General features: G+C 42.4%; 21 protein-coding genes. 3 read left to right on the top strand and 18 right to left on the bottom strand.

Annotated elements, in window-relative coordinates; translation table 11 throughout:
* Positions 1-144 precede the first annotated feature (144 nt).
* The 7 genes from ACL9RF_RS03490 to mnmE all read right to left on the bottom strand — a co-directional run bounded on the left by ACL9RF_RS03490 (position 145) and on the right by mnmE (position 4,725).
* A complete protein-coding gene (locus ACL9RF_RS03490; protein WP_422799203.1) occupies positions 145-594 on the bottom strand; it encodes a metallophosphoesterase in 450 nt (149 codons plus the stop codon).
* Positions 595-697: 103 nt separating this feature from the next.
* The gene (locus tag ACL9RF_RS03485; RefSeq protein ID WP_422799202.1) at positions 698-1,534 is read right to left on the bottom strand and encodes an IS3 family transposase; all 837 of its coding nucleotides are present in this window, start codon (positions 1,532-1,534) and stop codon (positions 698-700) included.
* 55 nt (positions 1,535-1,589) lie between these two features.
* Positions 1,590-1,904, bottom strand: a complete 315-nt coding sequence (locus ACL9RF_RS03480) for a transposase (RefSeq protein WP_422799201.1) — start codon at positions 1,902-1,904, stop codon at positions 1,590-1,592.
* A gap of 54 nt (positions 1,905-1,958) precedes the next feature.
* Entirely contained in the window at positions 1,959-2,438 is a 480-nt protein-coding gene (locus ACL9RF_RS03475; protein ID WP_422799200.1) for a tyrosine-type recombinase/integrase, read from the bottom strand.
* Positions 2,439-2,533: 95 nt separating this feature from the next.
* Entirely contained in the window at positions 2,534-2,713 is a 180-nt protein-coding gene (locus tag ACL9RF_RS03470) for a hypothetical protein (protein ID WP_422799199.1), read from the bottom strand.
* 2 nt (positions 2,714-2,715) lie between these two features.
* Positions 2,716-3,075, bottom strand: coding sequence for a helix-turn-helix domain-containing protein (locus tag ACL9RF_RS03465; protein ID WP_422799198.1), 360 nt, complete (start codon positions 3,073-3,075; stop codon positions 2,716-2,718).
* Between the two features lie 270 nt (positions 3,076-3,345).
* Complete coding sequence (mnmE, locus tag ACL9RF_RS03460) at positions 3,346-4,725, bottom strand: tRNA uridine-5-carboxymethylaminomethyl(34) synthesis GTPase MnmE (RefSeq protein ID WP_422799197.1); 1,380 nt, start codon at positions 4,723-4,725, stop codon at positions 3,346-3,348.
* 86 nt (positions 4,726-4,811) lie between these two features.
* Here mnmE and ACL9RF_RS03455 point away from each other — a divergent pair, with 86 nt between their 5' ends.
* Positions 4,812-5,501, top strand: coding sequence for a DUF4377 domain-containing protein (locus ACL9RF_RS03455; protein WP_422799196.1), 690 nt, complete (start codon positions 4,812-4,814; stop codon positions 5,499-5,501).
* Between the two features lie 173 nt (positions 5,502-5,674).
* Here the strand turns inward: ACL9RF_RS03455 and ACL9RF_RS03450 are convergent, their stop codons facing one another.
* Positions 5,675-6,523 carry an aminotransferase class IV gene (locus ACL9RF_RS03450; RefSeq protein WP_422799195.1) on the bottom strand — a complete coding sequence of 283 codons (849 nt, stop codon included), beginning with the start codon at positions 6,521-6,523 and terminating at the stop codon, positions 5,675-5,677.
* 13 nt (positions 6,524-6,536) lie between these two features.
* Positions 6,537-7,574 carry an RluA family pseudouridine synthase gene (locus ACL9RF_RS03445; RefSeq protein ID WP_422799194.1) on the bottom strand — a complete coding sequence of 346 codons (1,038 nt, stop codon included), beginning with the start codon at positions 7,572-7,574 and terminating at the stop codon, positions 6,537-6,539.
* A gap of 51 nt (positions 7,575-7,625) precedes the next feature.
* Here ACL9RF_RS03445 and ACL9RF_RS03440 point away from each other — a divergent pair, with 51 nt between their 5' ends.
* Entirely contained in the window at positions 7,626-8,507 is an 882-nt protein-coding gene (locus ACL9RF_RS03440; RefSeq protein ID WP_422799193.1) for a 1-aminocyclopropane-1-carboxylate deaminase/D-cysteine desulfhydrase, read from the top strand.
* Positions 8,508-8,523: 16 nt separating this feature from the next.
* On the opposite strand, the gene ACL9RF_RS03435 is transcribed toward ACL9RF_RS03440, so the two are convergent.
* The 5 genes from ACL9RF_RS03435 to ACL9RF_RS03415 all read right to left on the bottom strand — a co-directional run bounded on the left by ACL9RF_RS03435 (position 8,524) and on the right by ACL9RF_RS03415 (position 14,087).
* A complete protein-coding gene (locus ACL9RF_RS03435; RefSeq protein WP_422799192.1) occupies positions 8,524-8,805 on the bottom strand; it encodes a GNAT family N-acetyltransferase in 282 nt (93 codons plus the stop codon).
* A gap of 18 nt (positions 8,806-8,823) precedes the next feature.
* The gene (locus ACL9RF_RS03430) at positions 8,824-9,324 is read right to left on the bottom strand and encodes a nuclear transport factor 2 family protein (RefSeq protein ID WP_422799191.1); all 501 of its coding nucleotides are present in this window, start codon (positions 9,322-9,324) and stop codon (positions 8,824-8,826) included.
* A gap of 53 nt (positions 9,325-9,377) precedes the next feature.
* The gene (locus ACL9RF_RS03425) at positions 9,378-11,066 is read right to left on the bottom strand and encodes an ABC1 kinase family protein (protein WP_422799190.1); all 1,689 of its coding nucleotides are present in this window, start codon (positions 11,064-11,066) and stop codon (positions 9,378-9,380) included.
* Positions 11,067-11,165: 99 nt separating this feature from the next.
* Positions 11,166-12,296 carry a LuxR C-terminal-related transcriptional regulator gene (locus tag ACL9RF_RS03420; protein WP_422799189.1) on the bottom strand — a complete coding sequence of 377 codons (1,131 nt, stop codon included), beginning with the start codon at positions 12,294-12,296 and terminating at the stop codon, positions 11,166-11,168.
* An 852-nt stretch (positions 12,297-13,148) separates the two neighbouring features.
* Entirely contained in the window at positions 13,149-14,087 is a 939-nt protein-coding gene (locus ACL9RF_RS03415) for a hypothetical protein (RefSeq protein WP_422799188.1), read from the bottom strand.
* Positions 14,088-14,493: 406 nt separating this feature from the next.
* Between ACL9RF_RS03415 and ACL9RF_RS03410 the strand changes: the two genes are divergently transcribed.
* Positions 14,494-15,870 carry a GH1 family beta-glucosidase gene (locus ACL9RF_RS03410; RefSeq protein WP_422799187.1) on the top strand — a complete coding sequence of 459 codons (1,377 nt, stop codon included), beginning with the start codon at positions 14,494-14,496 and terminating at the stop codon, positions 15,868-15,870.
* Positions 15,871-16,044: 174 nt separating this feature from the next.
* Here ACL9RF_RS03410 and ACL9RF_RS03405 read toward each other — a convergent pair whose 3' ends face one another.
* The 4 genes from ACL9RF_RS03405 to ACL9RF_RS03390 form a co-directional block, all read right to left on the bottom strand.
* Positions 16,045-16,719, bottom strand: coding sequence for a hypothetical protein (locus ACL9RF_RS03405; RefSeq protein ID WP_422799186.1), 675 nt, complete (start codon positions 16,717-16,719; stop codon positions 16,045-16,047).
* Positions 16,720-16,881: 162 nt separating this feature from the next.
* The gene (locus ACL9RF_RS03400) at positions 16,882-18,426 is read right to left on the bottom strand and encodes a SusD/RagB family nutrient-binding outer membrane lipoprotein (protein WP_422799185.1); all 1,545 of its coding nucleotides are present in this window, start codon (positions 18,424-18,426) and stop codon (positions 16,882-16,884) included.
* A gap of 130 nt (positions 18,427-18,556) precedes the next feature.
* Entirely contained in the window at positions 18,557-22,150 is a 3,594-nt protein-coding gene (locus ACL9RF_RS03395) for a SusC/RagA family TonB-linked outer membrane protein (protein ID WP_422799184.1), read from the bottom strand.
* Between the two features lie 181 nt (positions 22,151-22,331).
* Positions 22,332-23,318: a FecR family protein gene (locus tag ACL9RF_RS03390; RefSeq protein ID WP_422799183.1), complete on the bottom strand. Its 987-nt coding sequence runs from the start codon at positions 23,316-23,318 to the stop codon at positions 22,332-22,334.
* Positions 23,319-23,332: the final 14 nt, after the last annotated feature.

The raw sequence follows: 23,332 nt of genomic DNA, 5'->3' as shown, positions 1-23,332 counted from the left end.
GATATTAACTTAAAAAAAATTACAATTAAAATAAGTGAAGTGTGATATTAAAGTTTTATTAAACTTTAATAATAAGCTCTTTATCAAACCCATTAAACGGTTCATCTACATAGCCATTAGGGTTACAAATCACTTCGGTCTTACTTATATGATATCGAGAGGGTGTGTGTGAATATGCCCATGAATCCAAAAGTCTGGTTGGTGTTTTAAGATAAAATCTTCCATGTTAGAAGCGTAAGCAGCTGTTACGGGGTGGTTTTTATATTCTTCGGATACAAATTTAATATTTGGTGCATGATGAGTTATTACAATATTTTTAGTTTTATTAGAATCTTGCAAACTTTCATCTAACCATTTTCGAGAAACTTGATGTATTTTAAAGGTATCAATAGTTCTCATTTTAGAGTAAGAAGGGTCACGCTTTATCATTTTGTAATCGTTCATCACAGATTGACAAATGATACCATATTCCATCGGATCTCCAAAAATTGAAAAATCAGTCAACAATGTACATCCATGAAAACGAATGTCGTCAATATCAATAAAAGAATTTTCTAAGACATGAACATTGCTGTTTTCTGCAAGTGACTTCAATTTATTTAATACCTTTGGATAAGAACTTTTATAATATTCATGATTACCCAGTGTTTTGACCCCTATAAAACAAGAGTAATCTTTTAAATTTCGCTTGTTAAAATTATGCTACCAAATCCTTCCTTCGAACCAGGTGTTTATCTGTGTTCCATTTCTCCATTGGAGTCATTTTACCTAAAAGACCATGTAATCTTTCATTATTATAAAAATGGACATAACGTTTTAATATCTGTTGTATCTGACCAAAGTTACTATACTCAAATCTGGTAAACACTTCCTTCTTTAAGATACCATGATAAGCTTCTATATGTGCATTTTCTTCTGGAGTAGCTACATGAGTAAACTCTTGCTGAACACCGATTATACTCAAATACTCCCGCACTTTTTTTGCTATAAATTGACTACCATTATCACTCCTAATAACTGCGCTCTGCGGGTAATCATAGTCTTCGAATAACTGAGAAAGAAGCCCTATAACATGATTTTGCTTAATATTAAAAGCAAAATAATCTTTCAATATTCTACGGGTATGAACATCAATAACTGACAGTAAATACGCATTTTTACCAACATTGGGTATCCATATCATTTTGATATCCATCTCCAGGCATTCCATTGGCTTAGACGTTTTTACTATTCTGAATTTTACAAACTTACGCCCTGAACCACTTCTATTTATTCTATTTTCCAACTTGAGCAACCCCGCTTCTTTCATAATCCTATAGAGTTTCTTATGGTTGATATGATACCCTGTTCGTTTTAAATAATGTGTCATTAATCGGTATCCACAATCGATAAACTCATGTTCCAAAATACCCTTGACAGCTTTGACTACAACCGATTGACAAACCAGACCATCTGTTTGATGATGCGTAAATTCAGAAGGACGGTTCCCTTTTTTGCCCAAACTAGGTTCTCTGTAATAACTACTTTCTACCATACCAACCATTTTTAGGACCTTAGACCTACTGCAATTATGCTTGTGACAAATAAGGTTAACTAAATCTTTCTTGGATCGGATGTCCCAAACTTTTTTTTAAAAGCGCTCTTTGAACCTCCAATTCAATCTCTTTGTCGCTAAGTAATTTTCGAAGTATACGATTTTCTTCTTCTGCCTGCTTTAGCTCTTTGCTTTTGGTGTCATAAGTAACTTTTAGGCCTGCTTCTCCTTGACTATCGTGCTTTTTCTTCCAATTATAAAAAGTACCTGTACTTACGCCATATTTACGACATGACTCTACAACACCTATGGAATCTCCACTAGATAAGATTTCTAGTTTTTGATCTAAAGTCCATTTCTTATATTTCATTATCTCAAATGTATTAATTTGAAATTTAAAATTTCACTCCGAACTTATTGGGGGCTAAATTACATAAGAGTACGAATTCCATTTTAAAGGAAAAAAATCACTCACCCTTAAACCAGTTACAATACAAAATAAAGCCGCTATTTTTATTGTATCAACTTCACAAGGCGTTTCCATTAATCTTTTAATTTCATCCTCTTCCAAAAATTCACGAAATGGATTTTCAGCTTTAGGAGATTGAATCCTTGAAGTGAATTTTTTAGAAATTAGCCCTTGTAAAAACGCCTCTTTTATAGCTGCTTTGAACTTATTGTAATACATGTGCTTTGAATTAGGACTTAATTTATTCATTTCACTTTTAAGTGTGGTTGTCCTTTCTAAATACATTTTGAAATCTCTACACAATTTTTCTGTTATATCTTTAAACTTACATCGGTTATTAGTGAATCTACAAAAATATGTATATGAACTTTTCCAAGTGTTATAATTACCGTCTGAAGTAGCACGTTTTTTTGACTCTTGTTTAAAGAATTCCAAAAAGCTTTCTTCTTGTGCAAAAAAAGATCCCTCCTCAAATGCTCCAGTAAGTAAGCTATTAGTTCTTTCTATCCTAATTTTATCTTCTGCAGCTTTTATGATTTCATTTTTTGCCTTTCTAATGGATCTTTAGTATTCTTTTTATAATAAAGTTTTAAATACTCTCTACGAGTGGATTTACCTGTTTTTGGGTTGACAATAGGAGGATAATAGTCTAAATATAGACTTACACGACCATCTTTCAATTGACTTTCTCTTAATTTAACGTTTATCATGGTTATAATTTTATAAATTCAAAAATATCTGCTCGAGCTATAATTACACGCCTACCGATCATTGTGACTTTTAATCGCCCTTGCTTAATTAATCTCCATAGTGTACTACGGCTAACTCCTAAAAGTTGACATGTTTCAACTACATTAAGTACGGGCTTATTACAGCCCACATCAGTTGATTTAGGATTTTTTAATTTCTCATGTGTTTCTTCGAGAGATTTCAAAAGTTTTTTATCACGAATCTCCTTCTTATAAAATCTGCTATTACAAGTTTTGCTACAGAATCGTGTTACTGTTGTCCTTGCTAAGAAAGCATTCCCGCAAAAATCGCAAATGCGACTGATCTTAATATTACTTGACATGTTTATTTAAGTTTATATTGTTTCATGAAATCACCTCGCAATGTTTCCTGATGTTTCCTCATGTTTCCTGATGTTTCATAATTCCACCACGTCATTTTAAATTTGTACGGATTTTTTATTTTTCACTTTCGCCGTACAAAATCCGTACAAATCCATAACAATGAACACAAACCAAATATAAGTAAAAATAAATAAAAAACCCCTTAAAACATTAGTCTTAAGGGGTTTATACATTATTAGTAATTATCCGTTATTACCGTTAATTACGATTTATTTCCCGATACAAAACTTAGAGAAAATATTCTCCAGCAAATCATCCGTCGTAACAGCACCTGTTATTTCACCAAGATGATGTAGCGACTGACGGATATCCATAGCCAGAAAATCAGAAGTAACCGGATTATCAATACCATACAGCACCTTCTCTAAGGCTGCCTGTGTATGCCTCAACGCTTCCACATGTCGGATATTAGTTACCATTACATCATTGGTATTGATGTTCGATAAATTCACCTGATTCAAAAGCTCATCCTTCAGCTCCTCAATCCCCTGCTGCTCCTTTGCAGATATATATAGCGGATTTAACTGCGCATACGCACTACGCTGCTCCTGCGATAGCAAGTCCGCCTTGTTGATAATCGTTACAAATGGAATCTGCAATGCCTCAACATCCGCCAGCTGCTGCTGCACAGCCTCAATTTTATCCTGCATAGGATCAAACAGATAAACAATCAACCGCGCCTGCTTCATCTTCTCCAGAGTACGCTCTACCCCCTTCGCCTCGATAACATCCACGGTTTCACGAATCCCTGCTGTATCGATAAATCGGAATGTAACACCATGAATATTAATCTCATCCTCAATCGTATCACGTGTAGTACCCGCAATATCCGAAACAATGGCACGCTCCTCATTCAGCAGCGCATTCAACAAGGTCGATTTGCCGACATTAGGTTTCCCTGCAATAACAACAGGAACACCATTTTTAAGCACATTACCCTGCTCGAACGACAAAATAAGGCGGCCTATAATCTTATAAATCGCCTCGATTAATCGTTTAAGCTGATCGCGGTTAGCAAACTCCACATCCTCCTCCGAGAAATCCAGCTCCAGCTCAATCAAAGAAGCAAAATGAACAAGGTCCTCACGCAGCTTTTTCAGCTGATTAGAGAAACCACCACGCATCTGCTGCATGGCAATCTGATGGGATGCTGCCGAATTAGAGGCGATTAAATCGGCCACAGCTTCAGCCTGAGAGAGATCCATTGCTCCATTTAAAAAAGCACGTAGCGTAAACTCCCCCGCCTTTGCTGCACGGGCACCCTGCTTTATAAAAAGAGAAATCAAGCGTTCAATAATATATTTAGAGTTGTGCGTAGAAACCTCCACCACATGCTCTTTAGTATACGAATTAGGCCCTACAAATAGCGTTACCAAAACCTCGTCAACAATCTCGTCCTTATCGCGGATTGTACCGAAATGTACCGTATGAGAGGCTTGTTTGGTAAGGTCTTTACCTTTAAACACGCTATTGGCAATATGTATGGCATCGCTACCCGACAAACGGATAACGGCAATGGCACCATTTGTTCCGGGCGAGGTCGCCAGGGCAACGATGGTATCCTGAGAAATCAATGCTGTAGTTGACATGCGACAAAATTAGCAATTAACCACAGCAATTCTAAACATTTCGCATCTTAACTTGTCTATTTTATAGAAACAATAAAATACATTTTATGAGGAATACTATTAAAACTGTTTTAATTCTATTTACCCTGCTTTGGGGAACCGTTTCCTACGCTCAGAGCAATAATTTCCGTATGGAAATCAAAGAAAATAGAGGCGACTGCCAAGGTGTTGCCAAACAAAAATGCTATTTGGTAAAATACCACAACAGCAAAGACTGGGAGTTTTTTTATGCTACCTTAGAGAATTTCAATTATGAAGAGGGCCATAGATATCGTGTATTGGTAAAAAGAACCGCCATACCAAACCCACCGGCAGATGCCCCTAGCTACCGCTATGATGTATTAAAGGTGCTGAAAAAAACCACCGTAAAAACCCAAAATAACGAAACTGCAGTCAACAACCAGCTAAACTTCCTCGACGGCAAAAAATGGAAGCTAATTCAGCTACAAGGTAAAGACGTCGCTAAATATAATGCCTTCCTGACCTTCGATATTAAAGAAAAAAGAGTCTCGGGAAACTCCAGCTGCAACAACTTTTTCGGTCCTGTAACCTTTAAAGGCAATACCATTTCATTTGGCGCTATTGGTGCCACCATGAAAGCATGTGTGGGTGACACTATCGAGCAGGATGTATTTAAGCTGTTTGACAACAAAGGACTTACCTATGATATTGCCGAACAGACCTTTAACCTATATCAAAAAGATAAACTTATTGCCATCTTTGGACTCGAAAAATAGGACCTGAGTAATGTTTTAGCCCAAAGCGGTAGAAATTGCATTTTTCGCGTTCCCTACATATCGTTTTGGGCTTTATTTTTAAGCTTTACCTGCTCATCTTTAATACTTTAATACTTTAACCTTATAACCCTATAGCACGTAATCTTTAAGCCTCTAACCTAAATTCCTAAAGCTTAAAGCCTATAACCTTTTACCAACTTCTCCTGCAACACCCGAGAGATGCGGTTAAAATAACGTTTCTGCTTGTACCCCATTACCCACTGTATCCCCTGCACCGCATTGGTAACAAAAATTTCGTCGGCTACTTTTAATATTTCCGGACTAATTTGCGCCTCCACCAAAGGAATACCTTCCTCCTCGGCAAGCTCCATAACCACCTTACGCATCACGCCTTCAACACAGCCCTCGCTTAAAGCCGGTGTATACAATACCTTATCGTAATACACAAAAATATTCGACGTTAGCGCCTCACAGAGGTTCCCCTCCTGGTTTAAGATTAAAACCTCATCGTAATCAAACTTTTTCTTATGTAAACCTGCCAGCACATACACCAAAGCGTTGTTCGACTTAAGACAAGACAGCTCCGTGTAGGCTTTTTTATGCGCGGTATACAAGCCCACAATAAGCCCCATTTTTTTATCCCGTACAGGGTCCGTAACGCGGCTAACCTGAAAGATAAAACCAGAGGCATTGGTTTCAGGAGTATACAAACCATCACCATCGCGATACACAATAAGACGCACCCGCACCTTCTGTCCAATCATATTGTTCTTACGGATAAGCTCTTCGGCAGCTTTTTTAATAAAAAAGCTGTCAAATTTCACCGCACCATCGAGCTGCAGCATCTGCATCCCCTTCTGTAAGCGGGCGATATGAAGGTCTAAAAAACGAATTTCCCCATCCTTAAACAACATGGTTTCAAAAACGCCGTCGCCATAGCGAAACGCCCTGTTGTTGGCTTGTAGTATGTTGGTATTTTCTGGAATTAATGATCCATTAAAATTTATATAGTGCAAAGACATAAATACATCAAAATTAAGTCAGCGATTTGTCGGCGGCATAATTACGCCACTTTTCCAGCGCCGCTGAAAAGTCAGCTGGAATCTCTACTTCAAAGTCTACAAACTGTTTAGACTTCGGATGCTCAAAACCCAAGGATTTGGCATGCAATGCCTGCCTGGGTAAAAGCGCAAAGCAGTTTTCTACAAACTGCTTGTATTTGCCATTGGCAGCACCTTTAACAATGCGGTCGCCACCATAGCTGGCATCCCCAAACAAAGGGTGGCCGATAGATTTTAAATGTGCACGGATCTGATGCGTTCTACCGGTTTCCAGTCTACATTCTATCAAGGTAACATACCCCAAGCGTTCTAAAACTTTATAATGCGTAACCGACCACTTCCCCTTCTCCTCCTCATTATACAGATTCATAATACGCCTATCCTTCAAATCACGACCGATGTACCCCGTTACGGTGCCATCCTCTTTAAGGTCGCCCCATACCAAGGCCAAATACCGGCGATGGATGGTATGTTCGTAAAACTGTTTCGCCAGAAACGTCATCGCCCATTCATTTTTCGCGATAACCAGGAGGCCCGATGTATCTTTATCAATACGATGTACCAACCCCGGTCTTCCCGTATTACCGGGCAGCGTAGGCAGCTGGTTAAGGTGAAACGTTAAGGCATTCACCAAGGTGCCTGTATAATTATTAAAACCGGGGTGAACCACCATGCCAGCCTCTTTGTTTACCAGCAGAAGATCATCGTCCTCATACACAATATTTAATGGAATATCCTCCGCATATACTTCCGTATCGCGGGGAGGATCGGGTAAGACCAGGGTAATAATATCCAATGGCTTAACCTTATAACTAGCCTTGATCACTTTATCGTTTACACGCACAGATCCGGCATCAATGGCATTCTGTATTCTATTTCGGGAAGTGTTCTCTACCCTATTCATTAAAAACTTATCTACACGAAGCTGTGCCTGACCTTTGTCGGCAACAATTCGTATATGCTCGAACAATTCCTGTTCTTCCTGTTCGATGAACGCTATATCTTCCGTCATTATGCAAAAATAAGGCAAAACAACCAAAAATTATTAACTTTGGACAAGTATATGAGACCTTTTGACTACCATAGCCCCGAGCAAGAAATATATCACCCTTTATATCAGCAAAAATCAGTACGTGTTTTCAGCAAAAGAGATGATATGATACACCCCTTTATCTCGGGCAATAAGTGGCGCAAACTAAAGTACAACCTCCTGAAGGCCGAGAAGGAGGGCAAATCGCATCTCCTAACATTTGGTGGTGCATGGTCGAACCACCTGTTAGCAACGGCCTGTGCGGCTGCAACCTTTCAGCTGCGCGCCACCGCCTTTGTACGTGGCGAGGATGTACGCAATCCGGTGTTAGACATGTGCCGCATTTTTGGCATGAATCTAATTTTTGTGGATCGCGAAGCGTACAGAAACAAAGCCCTGTTATTCCAAAACCTACCCCATACCCAAGACTACTACTTTATCGACGAAGGTGGCGCCGGTCCTGAAGCTATCCTAGGCTGCAAAGAGATTATCCCAGAACTGCAACAAGAGTACGACCATATCTTCTGTGCTGCAGGCACAGGCACTACCGCTGCCGGCTTGGCCACTGGTCTATCCGAACAATGTAAAAGTAGCCGACTGCATGTGGTACCCGTACTTAAGGGAGGCGCATTTATTGGCGAAGAGCTGTTAGCCCATGGCGTGGATATGCGCCATACCCAGCTCCATACAGACTATCATTTCGGCGGGTATGCAAAAACAAAACCCGAATTAATACAGTTTATCAAAGAATATGTAGCTACTACAGGCCTGCTGATAGAGCCTACTTACACCGGCAAGGCCATGTTTGCCCTACACAGCTTGCTCGCTGCCGACAAAATTGCCCCCAACAGCAGGGTTTTATTTCTGCATACTGGTGGGCTCACCGGTCTATTGGGCATGTTGGATAGATTCTAAGGTGTACCTGCAGGGCTTAGGCCAATACATCACGAATGTCAACATCTTTATCAAACATCGCTTTAGCAAAAGGACATAATGGTATAATTTTAATCGAATTATCACGCGCATAGCCCACCAGCCACTCCAAAAGAATTTTTCCGATACCCATACCTTTCTGTGCGGTATCTACCTCGGTATGGTCAATTATAATTTTATTCGGCCCGGCAACAGAATATGTCATCTCGCCGATCTTTTTATCATTTTCTAAAGCATACACCGCTCCTTTGCTCGTATCAACCTCATGTTTAATTATCATAGTATATAGGGTTTAATTTCAATTATTATTATGTAAACGCTCCAGTAACCGATCTTCTGCCGCTGCTTTTAGCTTGATCAGTTCGGCCACATCCTCATTAGGAACGGTCATCGACAATACATATTGCCTTATCAGCCATTTTCCGTCTTCAAAAATCAACACACCCGATCCGCGGCATATTTTCATTTGTGTATTTAACAACTCATCAAACCAAACAGTTTTACCGTCGTCAGAAAAATCGACATGTCGACTTACGGGGCTAAACGACCAGGCCTTACCCTTGTCGAAATGAGGCTTAGCGTAGGCCATAAATGCATTTTTATCCCATCTTTCTGTAGCATCGGTTCCCAAATACACCGATTTAGGATGCATCAGATTGAAGTAGGTATCAAAATCGGCTTTAGCCGCTGCCTGATGCCATTGATCGATTACCGCGTGTACAACTACAGTAGCAGATTGACCATAACCCAATACATAAGAACAGGTTATAAGACAAAAGGATAATATTTGTTTTTTCATGGACAGGCAAAAAATAGTGGATTTTTAATTGTTATATATAAAGTTACAAAAAATCAGGTGGAAATTTTTCGGCTACGCAGCTTCGCAATTCCTATACAAAGTATACTCAGTATAAAAAACAGCCAAGACAATACGGAGACTCCCAAAAATGATGTGGTACTCGCCTGTTCAGGCTGATACCCATTCTGGATAATACAGGCGCCGATAAATAAAGCGATGCCCAGATAGAAGTACCGTGCTATACGCACGTTTTGCTGCTGCTGTTTATACAGCAATAGCAAATCTTTATTCTCGGTCTGTACTTTTAAATCGCCAGCATTTACTTTTTCCAGCAGCAGAAGCACGTTGGAGGGCATTTCCTTAAGCTGTTTTTGCAACGTTAGCAGCGATATAATACCGTCTCCTAAGAGATGAAAGGAGGTGAAACGCCGAATTATAATTTTGGTAAGGTAGGGCTTTACCTTGTCGACAATATTCAGTGCTGGAAGCAACTCCCGCCCTATTCCTTCGAGTAGCACTATACCGCGCACAAGGAGGTAAACGTGCGACGGCATACTTATGTTATTGCGGTTTAAGATGCCTGAAAATTTGGTAAATAGCATCTTTATATCCAGCTCTTCTAAAGATAAGGCCCCTATCAGGTGGAACATCTCTTCGATATCACGTGTTAGTGTTTTTTCATTTTCCACTGCAATAGAAAGAGCCATTTTTTTTATCGTTTGAATCAGTCCGGCGGCATTTTTATAGACAAAGTACAGAATAAAATCTTCCAACAGCTCCCTATCCTTGGCCAACATCTTCCCGACGGAACCTAAATCGATAAAGGCTATTTTCCCCGATGGCGTGACCAAAATATTTCCCGGATGCGGATCGGCATGAAAAAAGCCAAATTCAAAGACTTGAGATAGGTAAAGACTCAAGCCCCGATCTAAGGTTGTCTCTAGGTTAATACCTTGCTGTAGCAGCGCCTGCACATCATTTATCTTTACTCCTTGGATAAAAGACATACACAGCACATTATCGTTCGACAGATCTTCATAAGGCTGAATACAGGTAATGGTTTTTTCATTTTTAAAATTCTGCGCGAACTGGGTGATATTCTTAAGCTCGTTTTTGAAGGAAAGCTCCTCGTAAATATTCTGCTCAAAGGCCTCAAAAATTTGATCCAAGTGCACCTCCCGGGCAAAGGCATAATAATGCATCAATAGATCCACCAAATCACGAAGCAAGAGCAGGTCGGCTTCCACAATTTCGCGTATACCCGGGCGTTTAACTTTTAGGATAACACGGCTGCCATCTTTGCGTGTAGCGCGGTAAACCTGCGCAATAGACGCGGAAGCAAAAGGTTCGGCATCTACGGCATCAAATACCGTATCTACGCTAATACCTAGCTCCCTTTCCAGCAGTTCGGGCAAATCTAGCGGTATGGGCGGCACGCTATCTTGTAGCTTTTTCAATTCCAGGATAAAGGCCTTAGGAAAAAGATCCTCACGGGTGGATAGCACCTGACCAAATTTTACGTAGGTAGGCCCTAAAGCTTCAATAACAGCTCGTGCGCGTTCATAAAATGAAGCCTGCGCAGTCCCAGCCCCAGCTCCAGTCGCGTCGACAGCGCTAGCGGCATCAGCATCGTTACCGGTCAGCTTTTCTAATATTTCCGTAAAGCCATACTTCGTAAAAATATGGACTAATTTCGCTGTCCGTTTAAGTTTCTTTTGTTTCGTGCTGAAGTCAAAAACCATATGTATCCTATTTAATAAAACCGAAAAACTACAAACTGTAATCAATATACATACTGTAGGCGGTTAAATCAAATCTATGGCCCTGCCGACTTTACTTCCTTAAAACTTAGGTGGCACATTTTCGCGTAGTTCCGACCGTTTATAGATCCCTAGAACCTCATAAATTGTTTTTAAGTGATACTTCACGGTATTTTCGGAAATAAACAATTCGGCACCAATTTCCTTATTGGTTTTACCCAATTTAACAAGTTCGATAATTTCCAGCTGTCGTTTGGTAAAGTCGAAACTGTCGATGCTGATATTTGGCTTCTCTACTTTACTTTTTTCCGAGCTTAACTGCTGCAATAAATTGCGCATAGACTCATTCTCCGCGGCTATCAACGAATTTTTAATCCGGTTAGACTGGTAAAGTTTACCCAATGCTGCCAGCAAGGCCAACAGCAATACCAATAAACTAATAAGATAATAACGAAAATTACGTTCATTCTTACGCGTCAATTCATTACGCCGTTCCAACAACTCCTGTTCCAAGCTATTCAACTTTCCAGCCCTATTATTAGCGTCATACTTACTACGCAATTTGCTTACCTTATTCTGTCGTATATAAGCATTCTCCCAGTCTTTTATTTTCACATAATATCGGGTCATAGCTTCTTCCAAGACAATAAGGTAATAATCTATCCCATAACGCTCCGCATAATCCACCCCTGCTTCATAGGTCTCCAAGACCTTATCATGTTGACCCATGTCGCCGTATAAGCCAATTTTTGCGCGGTACACATTAGGCACATTCCGCGGACTACCGTTTTTCATAATAGCTATAGCACGGTCAAACTGCCGCTCTGCCTCCACAAAATCCGTATTGCGCATCGCCAATATGCCTAAGATGGAAATATAAAACCCTTGTGTATCGGGCCCTACAAGGGGCAATTTAGATTCGTCAACCTGCTTAAACAGGGCATCAAACTCGCGATCTCTTTGCAGGTCAAAATAGATAAACATACGCTCTAGCAGCACCCGAAAGCGTACTTCCTCGTCATTTTTACTTTTTAAACCACATTCTAAGGCTATATCCAGATTTTTTAAGGCACCTGCGTAATTATACAGCCTTTTGTACAACAAGGCCTTTTCCAGGTATCCCTTATAGCGATCGTAATCCGTAGCTTGCTTATCATCAATACATTGTTGGAGATATACTAAGGCATCCTCATAAAGGTGGTTATCCAACATGCTATCTATATCAAATTTATTATTTTCGGGAAAACGGCCTTGCCCTTGAGAAATAAAAATGCACAGACACAAAATACTAGTAAAAATAAATCTCAGCATGCTATAATTTAACATCGATGATATAAAGTCAATATTGTTTGTTTTTCATTTATCCTGTAGGTAGCACAAGATTTTTTGCTTTGCCGCAAAGATACAAAACATTATCACTTTTAAAATATGGGCACAATCGCTTACCATATTTTCACATCGATAAACTATAAATAGATTAACAAAAGGTAAACAAAAGGTTAAAAAAAGCGCACTTCACAGCATAAAAGCCCTCTAACCACTCAAACTACTGCCTTAACCACCCACAAACTACCCGTTTTTTTTCACTTAATAGAGAAAAATAGAATACTTTTGTGACAACAATTCTACTATAGAATGTAACGACATCTGTCTACCTATGATTTTAAATAGCGGAAGAAAGTCAGCAAGGTTTTTGAAAAGAAACCCGCTAGCAAATTTTTTCCTGATGTAAAAAGGATGAAATTGTGAAAGAGCTTTCATTTTTTTGGGCAAGTAAAATAACGGACACGTTTTTTTACGCTAAACAATCCTATTAACCAAACACTATATAGAGTCATCTAGGGGACCAATTTTTTAAACTATAGTCGTGAAGCCAGCGCATGTTGCTTCTTATGTTAAAAGACGTTAAAAACGAATACGTCAAAAACTAAAGTTCGCATACCTGCGTTTTAAGGGTATATTCATAATATAGATTAATAATTGGTTAAATTAAAAAACGCCTAAGGATCCCTCCGAAGGCGTTTTTTAATGCAATAACAGCAGTGCTATACCTTTGTATACGGTTTAGTACTTTATGGCCGGAAAATCTGTTTTCGCCTTTTCCAGTTGCGACAGCCAGCTATTGCCACGATCATCTTTATCGCCGAAAGCCTGTAAAGCCAATGCCTTTAAATCGGTCTTTGCTGCGCCGCTCCAAAAGTGTATAAACTCGCCGTAATTCATGCCGCGTGTATATTCTTTTCCTAAGGCAATATCTTTTTGTGGAAAGTTTGCCGCTAGCAAGGTGAAAAACCGTTGCAACACCACACGCTGACCATAGTTTTGGTAAATTGGATAGAACCAATCCTTAAACCAGGTTGTATTGGGTCTTGGGAAATTATCTTTCGTCGCCATGCAGCTTTGGTATACACTTTCCGCTTCTTTCTTCCACCCCAGATTCACATAGACATCGTAATTAAAAATTTCCATCCATTTACTATCGCGCCAAATTCCGAATGCCGGCGATCCTTTAACGCCATGGGAGGCACCTTCAACAATATGGCCTATCTCGTGTATGTAAGCATCCAGATTCCACCCCGTGCTATCGCGCCAGGAGGTGCTGCCCAAATCTACCATATTGCGGTTATCGTGTGAAGCATCAAAATACGAAGCTGGATGTCCACCGCTAAGTTTTCCCGTATGCAACACCACATATAAACGAGGGTCTTCCCCAAAGTTGCCGTAGGTTTTTTTAACATACTTCCAGGCATCATTGGCCTTACGCCAAGGCCAGGAAATATCCCGCGGGGTGTCATCATCATAGTATACCGCAACCTCATCGTTGTAGTACACCCGTTTCACCAGCTCCTTATGTTCAAACCAATGCTCCTGCCATGTTTCTGGCGGAGTTTCAAGTTTTGTATTTTTCGGATCACTGGATGCTGGAATACGTAATTTTTCTTTCTGAGCACAGGAGCTACCCAACAAGGCCAACAATAGAATGAACGAGCCAGTACGTCGCATAATTTTTAGGGTTTAATTTTATAGTTTATTTTAGGGCGAAAATAGGATTTGCAGCGGTATACACAAAACATCCCTGCCAATAATACCCCAAAAAAAGAGGTTCTTAACGTCAATGTTACAATAGCCCTACTACTGCAGATTGCTGACGCTTGTAATACCTAATAAAAGCCTAAAAATCAATCAAAAGCTTAACAAATACTTAATATATAACAAGCATTTTATAGGTATCTTTAATGCAGGTAAACACCATATTAACGGAAACATTAATCATACTATAATGAAAAAATTAAGCCGCTTTCTGCATCGCATTTTTTTTAATGTTTGTATGCTACAATTCAGTTCCTTTTACTCGCCGTTCAGATTTCATAAAAACTAACTACTTGCCGGTACCATTTCAGCATTTACTATGCACATAAACAAAGAAGCCTTTGGCTCAGACTTCTTATGGGGAGTTTCAACCGCGGCTTATCAAATTGAGGGGGCACATGATGCCCATGGAAAAGGCCCTTCGATATGGGATATTTTTGTAAAAAAAAGAAACAAAATATTCAACAATCAACATGCCGACATGGCCTGCGATTTCTACAACCGGTATATAGAAGATTTGGAGTTATTACATCGGCTAAATATCCCCAATTACCGCTTTTCAATAGCCTGGAGCCGTATTTATCCCGACGGCATAGGAGCGGTAAACCAAGCGGGTATTGATTTTTATAACCGCCTGATTGATCTGGCGCTAGAGCTGGAAATTACGCCCTGGGTAACCCTATACCACTGGGATTTGCCTTATGCCCTCGAGCTACGAGGGGGCTGGCTAAACCGTGAGGTTACGCAATGGTTTTGCCAATATGTAAAGACTTGTGTACAACATTTTGGCGATAGAGTAAGCCATTGGATGGTGTTGAATGAGCCTACAGTTTTTACGGCTGCAGGATATTTCTTCGGCATTCATGCGCCTGGCAAAAAGGGGCTCGACAATTTTCTTGCTGCAGCCCATCATGCTGCCCTCTGCCAAGCCTATGCTGCGGCAGTTATAAAGTCGTTATACCCCAATAGCAGCGTAGGCACCACCTTTTCCTGCTCGCATGTCGAGCCATACAGTCCCCGGCAGAAAGATATTGTAGCCACACAGAAAGCCGATGTGCTGCTAAACCGCTTTTTTATTGAGCCTCTTTTAGGTATGGGCTACCCGACGAAGGAAATTAAGGTACTGCGTCGCATCGAAAAGTTTATGCAGCAACACGACGAGCGGGATTTGCAGTTTAATATGGATTTTATTGGACTGCAAAACTATACCCGCGAGGTAATCCGCCACTCCTATTTTGTTCCATTTATCAACGCCAAGATTGTAAGCGCCAAAAAACGTAAAGTGCCAACGACGGCTATGCAATGGGAGGTATACCCCGAGGCAATGTATCATATACTCAAAAAATTTCAGGCTTACCCCAATATACCGCCACTGCTTATTACCGAAAATGGCGCTGCTTTTCCAGACACCGTGGTCCATAATCAGGTAGACGATCCTAAGCGGTTATTTTACCTGCAACAAACGATAGCTCAGGTGTTGAAAGCCAAGGAAGAGGGCGTGCAGGTGAAGGGTTATTTTGTGTGGACACTATTGGACAATTTTGAATGGGCTGAAGGTTATGCACCTCGATTTGGTTTGGTTTATGTAGACTTTAATACGCAGCAGCGCATTGTAAAATCATCCGGACAGTGGTATGCTGATTTCCTGAAAAACGATAGCAGCTCGCAGTTTACAGGTAGCGTAAGAAACATCTAACGGCGGTAAACAATAAAGGGCCATCCTTCCGGAGGGCCCCACTGTAGCACTAAACTTTAGACTGCCCTTATGCATTAAACGGGTAATTGGATTAATAAGGAAGCCTGATTTCAGGGTTTAAATTTATGGTTTAAAGCCAGGGCGTCTAAAGTTTACTGCTTTTCGTACTCAATGCTAGTAGATTGCTATCCCTTCCCTCCCGGTTGGCACCCCCTGCATGGGCATCGTATCCTGTAATAATTTATGTATCCTGAGCCCCGGTTGCTTGGATGGACTGTGGTATCTTAATAAGTCTGCACTGAAAGATTCATCTTCATTACTCGCTTTGTATCTTTGCGCGGATAGATCGACTGCAACATAAATCTCTGCCATTGTGCCGATGCTAGGCTGAGCAACTGTCCATACTGCTGATACCCTTTCTTCCGGAATTCCTTGTTGCCCCGTAGCCGGCATTGGGTATTGCTGCGGCGACATTATTTTTTCGACCGCCAAACAATAGTAACCCAAACAGGCAATCAACAGGATAACCGCGACGATTACTACGCGGTTCAAAATAGTTAAGCGGTACAATTTTGTCGCCTCCCGTCTTTCGTTTACCGCCACCTGCTGCAAAATGGAATACAATATTTCGTGGGTTTTAGCGGGGTCGCTGTCGCCGTTCCTATAGGCTGCATCTGCCCATTTATCGGCCAGCAAAGACTGTAACTTTTTGTCTTGCTCATCTTGGGATATAACCGCCATAAACTCCTCCACCTCCTGCTCGGTTGCCGTATTGTTATAACACGAATTAAATAAATAAGTTACTCTATCCTGATCCATCGCGTTTATCGTTTCGTTTAATGCTAACATTACTCGCCTAAGGCAGTAACTGATAATTAAAAAAATACATAATTCAAAAAAACAATCCTTTTAGGAAAAGCTGTTAGCCCTTCGGGGCTAACAGCTACCGCCGACTACAAATCGAACAGTGTTTTCCATAGGTAGTAAATAGCTTTTTTTAGAGGGCTGCCATCACCAGGGTTTGCCTGTGCCTTGCAATAACCAGGACTTAGACCAGGCGCTATTCTCCATATCCACCTGTGAATAAGCGGTTTTTTGAATGCGTTTTAACGCCAACTCTACATTCTTCTGGTTTACATTGATCTCCTGCTGTGTATACGGAATACGCAGCGGCAGCTGCGATCTACTCGCAGCCGGCCCTGCTTTAAATTGCGGAAAGCCTGTCCTGCGGTAATCAAACCATGCCTGCGCTGCTGTCGTCCAGTTAGAAATCCACTTCTGCTCCATTAACTGCGCTAGGGTATGATTAAAGGCTACCCCCTCCTGTTTGATATAGCTGGCATACGCAGCCGTTTGACCCCAGCTTTGTAACGATGACCAAATACCGCGCTCGTAGTAAAACTTTGCCGACTCGGGTACCTGCCATCCTTTTAATGCCGCCTCGGCGAGCATAAAGTTTACCTCCGAAGCAGCCAACAGGCGTGCTTTTAGCAGATCTCCGCTAGCCGATTTATAGGTATCGCTTAAATAGGAAACATGCGGATTTATGGACGTTTGTCCCGGCGTTGGGTTCATATTATAGGCCGAAGGGTTTTTCGAACCGCTGGGCGGCAGACCAACATATTCGGGATCGGTATTAACCGGTATTCCACGCAGCATATCTGGCGACAGCACACGAACGCCATTTACTATTCTATCCGTATTTGCGGGCGCGGAGGTATGCACCTCGATTGGGATTTCTACCCGCTTCGCCCAGACCGGTAACCTAGGATCATGGTGCTGCTGAAGGCTTTCTACCAGCGTGGCACACATTTTCATTCTCCTGAAATTGCTGCCCGAGGCATCAAATATCGTGTTCGAGGGCCAGGCATCTCCACTATTGTTGCCTACAAAATCCATTAACACCTCCTCTCTTGCATCGGTAAAAATTGGAAAAACAGCTTGGTTGGCCATAATCTGCTCAACACCTTGTTTGGCGAAGGCTGGCTCTTTTTCCGATAAACGCATATAATAACGAAGGGCTAAGGCATTGGCAAAACGACGCCATTTGGAGGCTTTGCCGCCGAAAAAAACATCCGAATTGCTACGTACATCGTACGAAGCATCGGCCTGCGACAGCAATTTATTGGCTTGTTTAAGCTCGTCCAAGATTCCTTTATAGATAACATCCTGCTGGTCGAATTTCGGAAAACTGTATTGCGGCCCACCTAATTCGGCCTGCAGTGCATCGGTATACGGAGCGTCGCCCCAGAGGTCCGTTATCAAGCCAAAAACATAAGCCCGTATCACCAAGGAAACGCCATGGTGAAAATCCAGCCCCATTTGTTTGGCACGGGTACGCATCAGTTCATTATCACGCAACACACCGTAAAATGGATCCCAGCTTAATGTACCCGTCGCCCACATATAATCGTTATGCACCTCAAACCAAGCGTCCTGCTGCGTATGCTGCACCAGCCCGCCAAGCACACCAAAACAAAGGCTGTTGTACTTAACCCCAATCCCGGTCAGCACGGTCGACAATAATAGGTTGGGGTTTGCCTCGCTCTCATTCATGCCGTTCGGGTTTATATTTATCGCGGTAAGGTTCTTACAGGTCGAAAAATTGAGACTTAACAGACTTATAATTACCAACAGACCGTAATTAATATTATATAATTTCTTATGCATTGCAGTTAAATCATGGTTAAAAGGTTATCGTTATATTAAAGCCCAGTGGAATAGCCCAGGGTGTAACATTATACCGCTCTATTCCTTGTTTAAAACCCAAATCTGGCTCCGGCTGAAAAGCCATCTCGGGGTCAATGCCTACCTTAGCTTTAGTCCATACCATAAGGTTACGGGTATAAACACCCACACGCCCGCTATGAGCACCGCAACGTTTTAACCATTTGGCACCGCTAATATCGTAGCTCACCGTCAATTCCCGGATTTTTATAAAGGAGGCATCGAAGGTAGAGGCACGCATAAAATCCCAGGGGTAATTGTCCGAATAGGAAATATACCGCGTACCCTCCGCGCCTAGATTTTCGGTATAGCCCGTAAGGTTACCCTGGCTATCGTATTGCGCAATAACACCAGGATTAAAAACGCCGAAGTTGCCTACCGTACCGCCGACATTAATCGGAAAACCACCGTATTCATCGCCAGGGCCACCCACCATGGGGAAGATATTCCCCTTTACCCGAACGAGGTCATTTTCTACCAAGTACCTCCGTAAATCATCGGCGGTACGGCCTTTAGGGTTAATAAGATTATCGAGTAAACGCTGTGTCATAAGATTAGACTCGAAATAACGGTAGGTTTGCGACATAAACATGCCGCCGAAACGCATATCGGCAGCTAAGTTTAGCGACCATTTTTTATAACGTAGGTTAGACTGTATGCCGATACTGAAGTCGGGGTACACATTGCCGATTTTATTGCGGCTGTTGTTGATACGTATAGCCTGCCAGGAACCATCATTCGCTAAAATGGGGTAGCCAAAATAGGGCGAGGAGGGCTCCTCTACGGTGATAAGCTTGGAGTCGTACAGGTCGCCAACATCATCCCCAACATAGGTACGTGCAGCACCCCTACCCTCGGTCCAGAAGGTATATAAGTCGGCACCCTCCGAAAGCTCCTCGATACGCGTACGGTTGCGCGACCAATTGGCCCCGATGTCCCAGCTCCAGCTTTTTGTTGCTACAGGTCTTCCGCTAAGGGCAAGCTCTAGCCCACGGCTGCTCAATAAGCCGGCATTAATTTTCTTGGCTTCAAAACCGCTGGATCCCGGTAAGGTGCTGGAAAATATTTGGTTTCTATTTTTTAGCAGGTAGTAGGTTGCCTCTACCTTTAAGCGGTTGTTCCATAGCCCCAAATCCATACCCATCTCGTAGGAGGTAGCAATTTCTGGTTTCAAATCTGAAACTAGCAACATATTCGAGCGACTTAAGCGCGGCACATCCCCCCAGCTTCCTGGATTGTACAATACATTGGTTAAGTTGTACGGACTGGTATCATTGCCTGCTTTGGCGACGCCGCCACGTAGTTTAAGCAGGTTTATGGACTTGGGTAGGTGCAACAGCTGGTTGGCCAGAATAGTCCATACTGCAGATGGATAAAAATACGACCGGTTTGCAACCGGTAAGGTGCTCGACCAATCGTTGCGTGCTGTTAGATCCAGGTATGCATAATCGCGGAAGCTGATATTTACGAAACCATAGATACTGTTTACGGCACGCTGGGTAATTAGGCTTACATACGCTAAGTTTGCCGGACTGATATTAGCGAGGGTATATAATGCCGGAACGATTAATCCGGCGCCAGGCTTTGTGGCATTGCTGTGGTAGGTACTTCTGGTATACCGCAGGTTTCCACCAAATGAACCTTTAATCCGAAAATTACCGATATCTCGTTGGTAGGTAGTTAAGAAATCCATATTCTGCTCGGCATGCATCAGGTTTACTAAACCATAGGCACCGCGTGGCTCACTAATATAGCTGTAGGGGATTTTTGTTTCCCGGTTTTCCCAATATACATCTGTAGCATAGCGTACCATGGCGGTCCAGTTTTGTTTAGCGTCCCATGCGAGGCTTGCATGGCCAAATACCCGATCCCGCACAAAGGAATTATTTACGCCATAGGCTAGAAAATAGGGGTTATTATAGTCTGTAGGCGCCTGCGAACGCTGCTGCATGCCTTCCTGCGAGGGCAACCAATAGTCTTGCAGGTCTAGGATTTGTATATGGGGCGACACCTCGTATGCCGCTTCCATTGGATTGGCTCCTCTATTTCCTGCAGGCCTGTTGTTGGCCTTGTTTTTACTGGCGTCGACCGTTAAACCCATTTCCAGAAAATCGTTGATTTTCACCGTTGAATTCAGGTTTAGGGTATGGCGGGACAGATCTGAATTTGGTATAATACCGCTGTGGCTCAGGTTGCCGTAGGAGAACCTGTAATCCATATGCTCACTCCGGTTGGCAATCGATATACCCTGTGTACGGGTAATGCCGGTTGCTACGAAATTTTTCACATTATTGGGATGCGACAGCAGCGCCGTTGGTATGGGGTTGCCGTTTTCATCCTGTGGACTATCCCATTGTATAGCCCTGTATCCTTTGTCGAGCGGCGGCCCCACACGTGGGCTGGCACTTTCATCGATTCTTAATACACCTGATAGATCGCCAGGCTTCCATGGCATCGTTCCGGTTGCAAATTTATGGTGGGTATGGATAAATCGGTAAGGAATATCAAAAACTGTATTGTGGGTTACGGCGATGGTAATCTTCTCCGCATTTTTACCCGTTTTTGTCGTAATAAGCACCACACCGTTGCTGGCACGCGAGCCGTACAAGGCAGCAGCACTAGGCCCTTTTAATACCGAGATGCTTTCGATAGCATCTGGGTTAATACTGGCAATAGCATTGCCGTAGTCAACGATATTATTGTTGCCAATCTGACCGATATTATTTAGCTGATTTTTTATAGGCACACCATCGACGACAAAGAGGGGCTGATTATCGGAACTTAACGAAGATGCACCTCGGATCAGCATACTTACCGAAGCCCCTGTAGGCCCGGTGCTGCTGATGGATACACCCGGAACCCGTCCTGCCATACCGGTAAGAAAGTTATCGTTATTCATTTGGCTGATAGACTCACCCTTTACCATAGCTACGGCAAAACCCAACGACTTATCCTGTCTCTTTATGCCCAATGCCGTAACAACGACCTCATCCAACGCGTCGTTTTGCTGTTCTAAAACAAGGGTATATGTTGCGGTATGCTTTGGTCCTACAACGAGGTGCTGCAGCTCTTGGCTACGGTAGGAAATATGGTCTACCCTAACCCGGTATTCCCCTGCGGGCAATTTTGTTTCGGCAATGCCCTCCGCATTGCTGCTGACACTACGTTCTATAGGCCCTATTTTTACCGACGCCCGACCGATAGGCTGCTGCTCGCTATCGGTGATACGCAGCCGTAAGGTGTAGCTGTTGGCGGTGCTGCCCTTAACCAGCACCACAGCATCGCCAACGGCGGTATACTGGATGCCCGTATGCTGGAGTATATACCTAAGCACCTCCTCGAAACTCGCCTGCTGAAAGTTGCGTGCCTTAATGCGGATAGCTTCTAAATCGAGCTGATTTTTGTCGTATCCAATTGCCCTTCCCGATTTTTGGGAAAGTGCAACCAAAGCTTGTGCAGCACTTCCATCCTTTAAGGAAATACTAATTTTTGCAGTGAACAACTGCTGCCTATAATCCTGACTTTTTGCCCATGTCCTTTCCTTTGCCAGCATAAGGGTACACAAGTAAAGGACAAAAGCTATATTTGAAAGCTTACTAATTTTAAACATACATGGATACAAATCTTTCAACACAAAATATGCATACGGCAGCCTTTTGCAAGGAAGCGCTTCGCCAAAGGAGCGCCTATTAGAAAAGCAAAAAACGAGGTCAACGCAGCTGTATTTTTTTCACCTACTTAAAGAGCACAATCTCCGAGGCGCTCTTTCTATACTTTAAATCGTGTATCGTCACAATCATTTGCATAAGATGCTCTACCGACCTTACCTGAGGGATAACTAAAGAATAATTAAAATTTCGGGTATCCAAGTCCTCACTGCGGAGTGTCAAGCCATAACGATTAAAAATAACCTGCTGCAGCTCTTCGAAGCTTGCGCCATTCAGCAGCAATCCCCCTTGCAGCCATATGTTGCTAGACTCGGCCTCCGTTGTAAGGCGCTCAACGCTATTACGCTGCCCGTCAAAACGTATACCCTGCCCTGGTGTCAATAAAAAAGCTGTATTTGTGGCAGCAGTCTTTACCTGTACGCGTCCGGTTTTTACATCCACGGTGGTACGCTTCGCCTCTACAGCATAATTTACGTTAAAGGAAGTGCCGAGCACCTGAACAGCAACCTCACCGGCTAGGATAGAAAATGGCAGTATAGTATCACGCTTAACGGCGAAAAAAGCCTCTCCTTGCCGCAGTATAATGGCGCGTTTTTTGGCAAAACCATGGGCATCATAGGCTATTTTTGTATTGCCATTTAAGGAAATTATACTGCTATCGGGAAGTTGCACGCTACGTAGTTCGCCAATATCGGTGCCTATTTCGATAAGCTGCACCGTCTTATCCGTTGCATTATTATTAAAATACTGCTGATTTAGGTATCCCAGGCCGAAGGTAAAAAATAGCCATACTGCCGCTGCCATGGCCACAGCCACAGCCATGCGCCTCCATATCCGTGCAGATTTCGGCTTAGATTTTTTAACCTGATGTATCGGCATTGCGCCAAACAAATCGGCATATATACGACTACGATGCTGCGCATCGGTAAAGGGTGGCACCTGCTGTTCCTGAGCTACAGCATCAAACCAACGATCCACCCGCGTCTGCTCCTCCTGCGACATATCGCCCGAGAGATAGCGTTGGAGTATATTCTTAAACCGCTCTACTTTCACCTTTTTATCCTTGT

It is taken from the genome of Sphingobacterium sp. Mn56C, from assembly GCF_049319645.1.
Classification (GTDB): domain Bacteria; phylum Bacteroidota; class Bacteroidia; order Sphingobacteriales; family Sphingobacteriaceae; genus Sphingobacterium.
The sequence above is the reverse complement of the archived record's forward strand: the minus strand, read 5'-3'. Positions and strand labels throughout refer to the sequence as shown.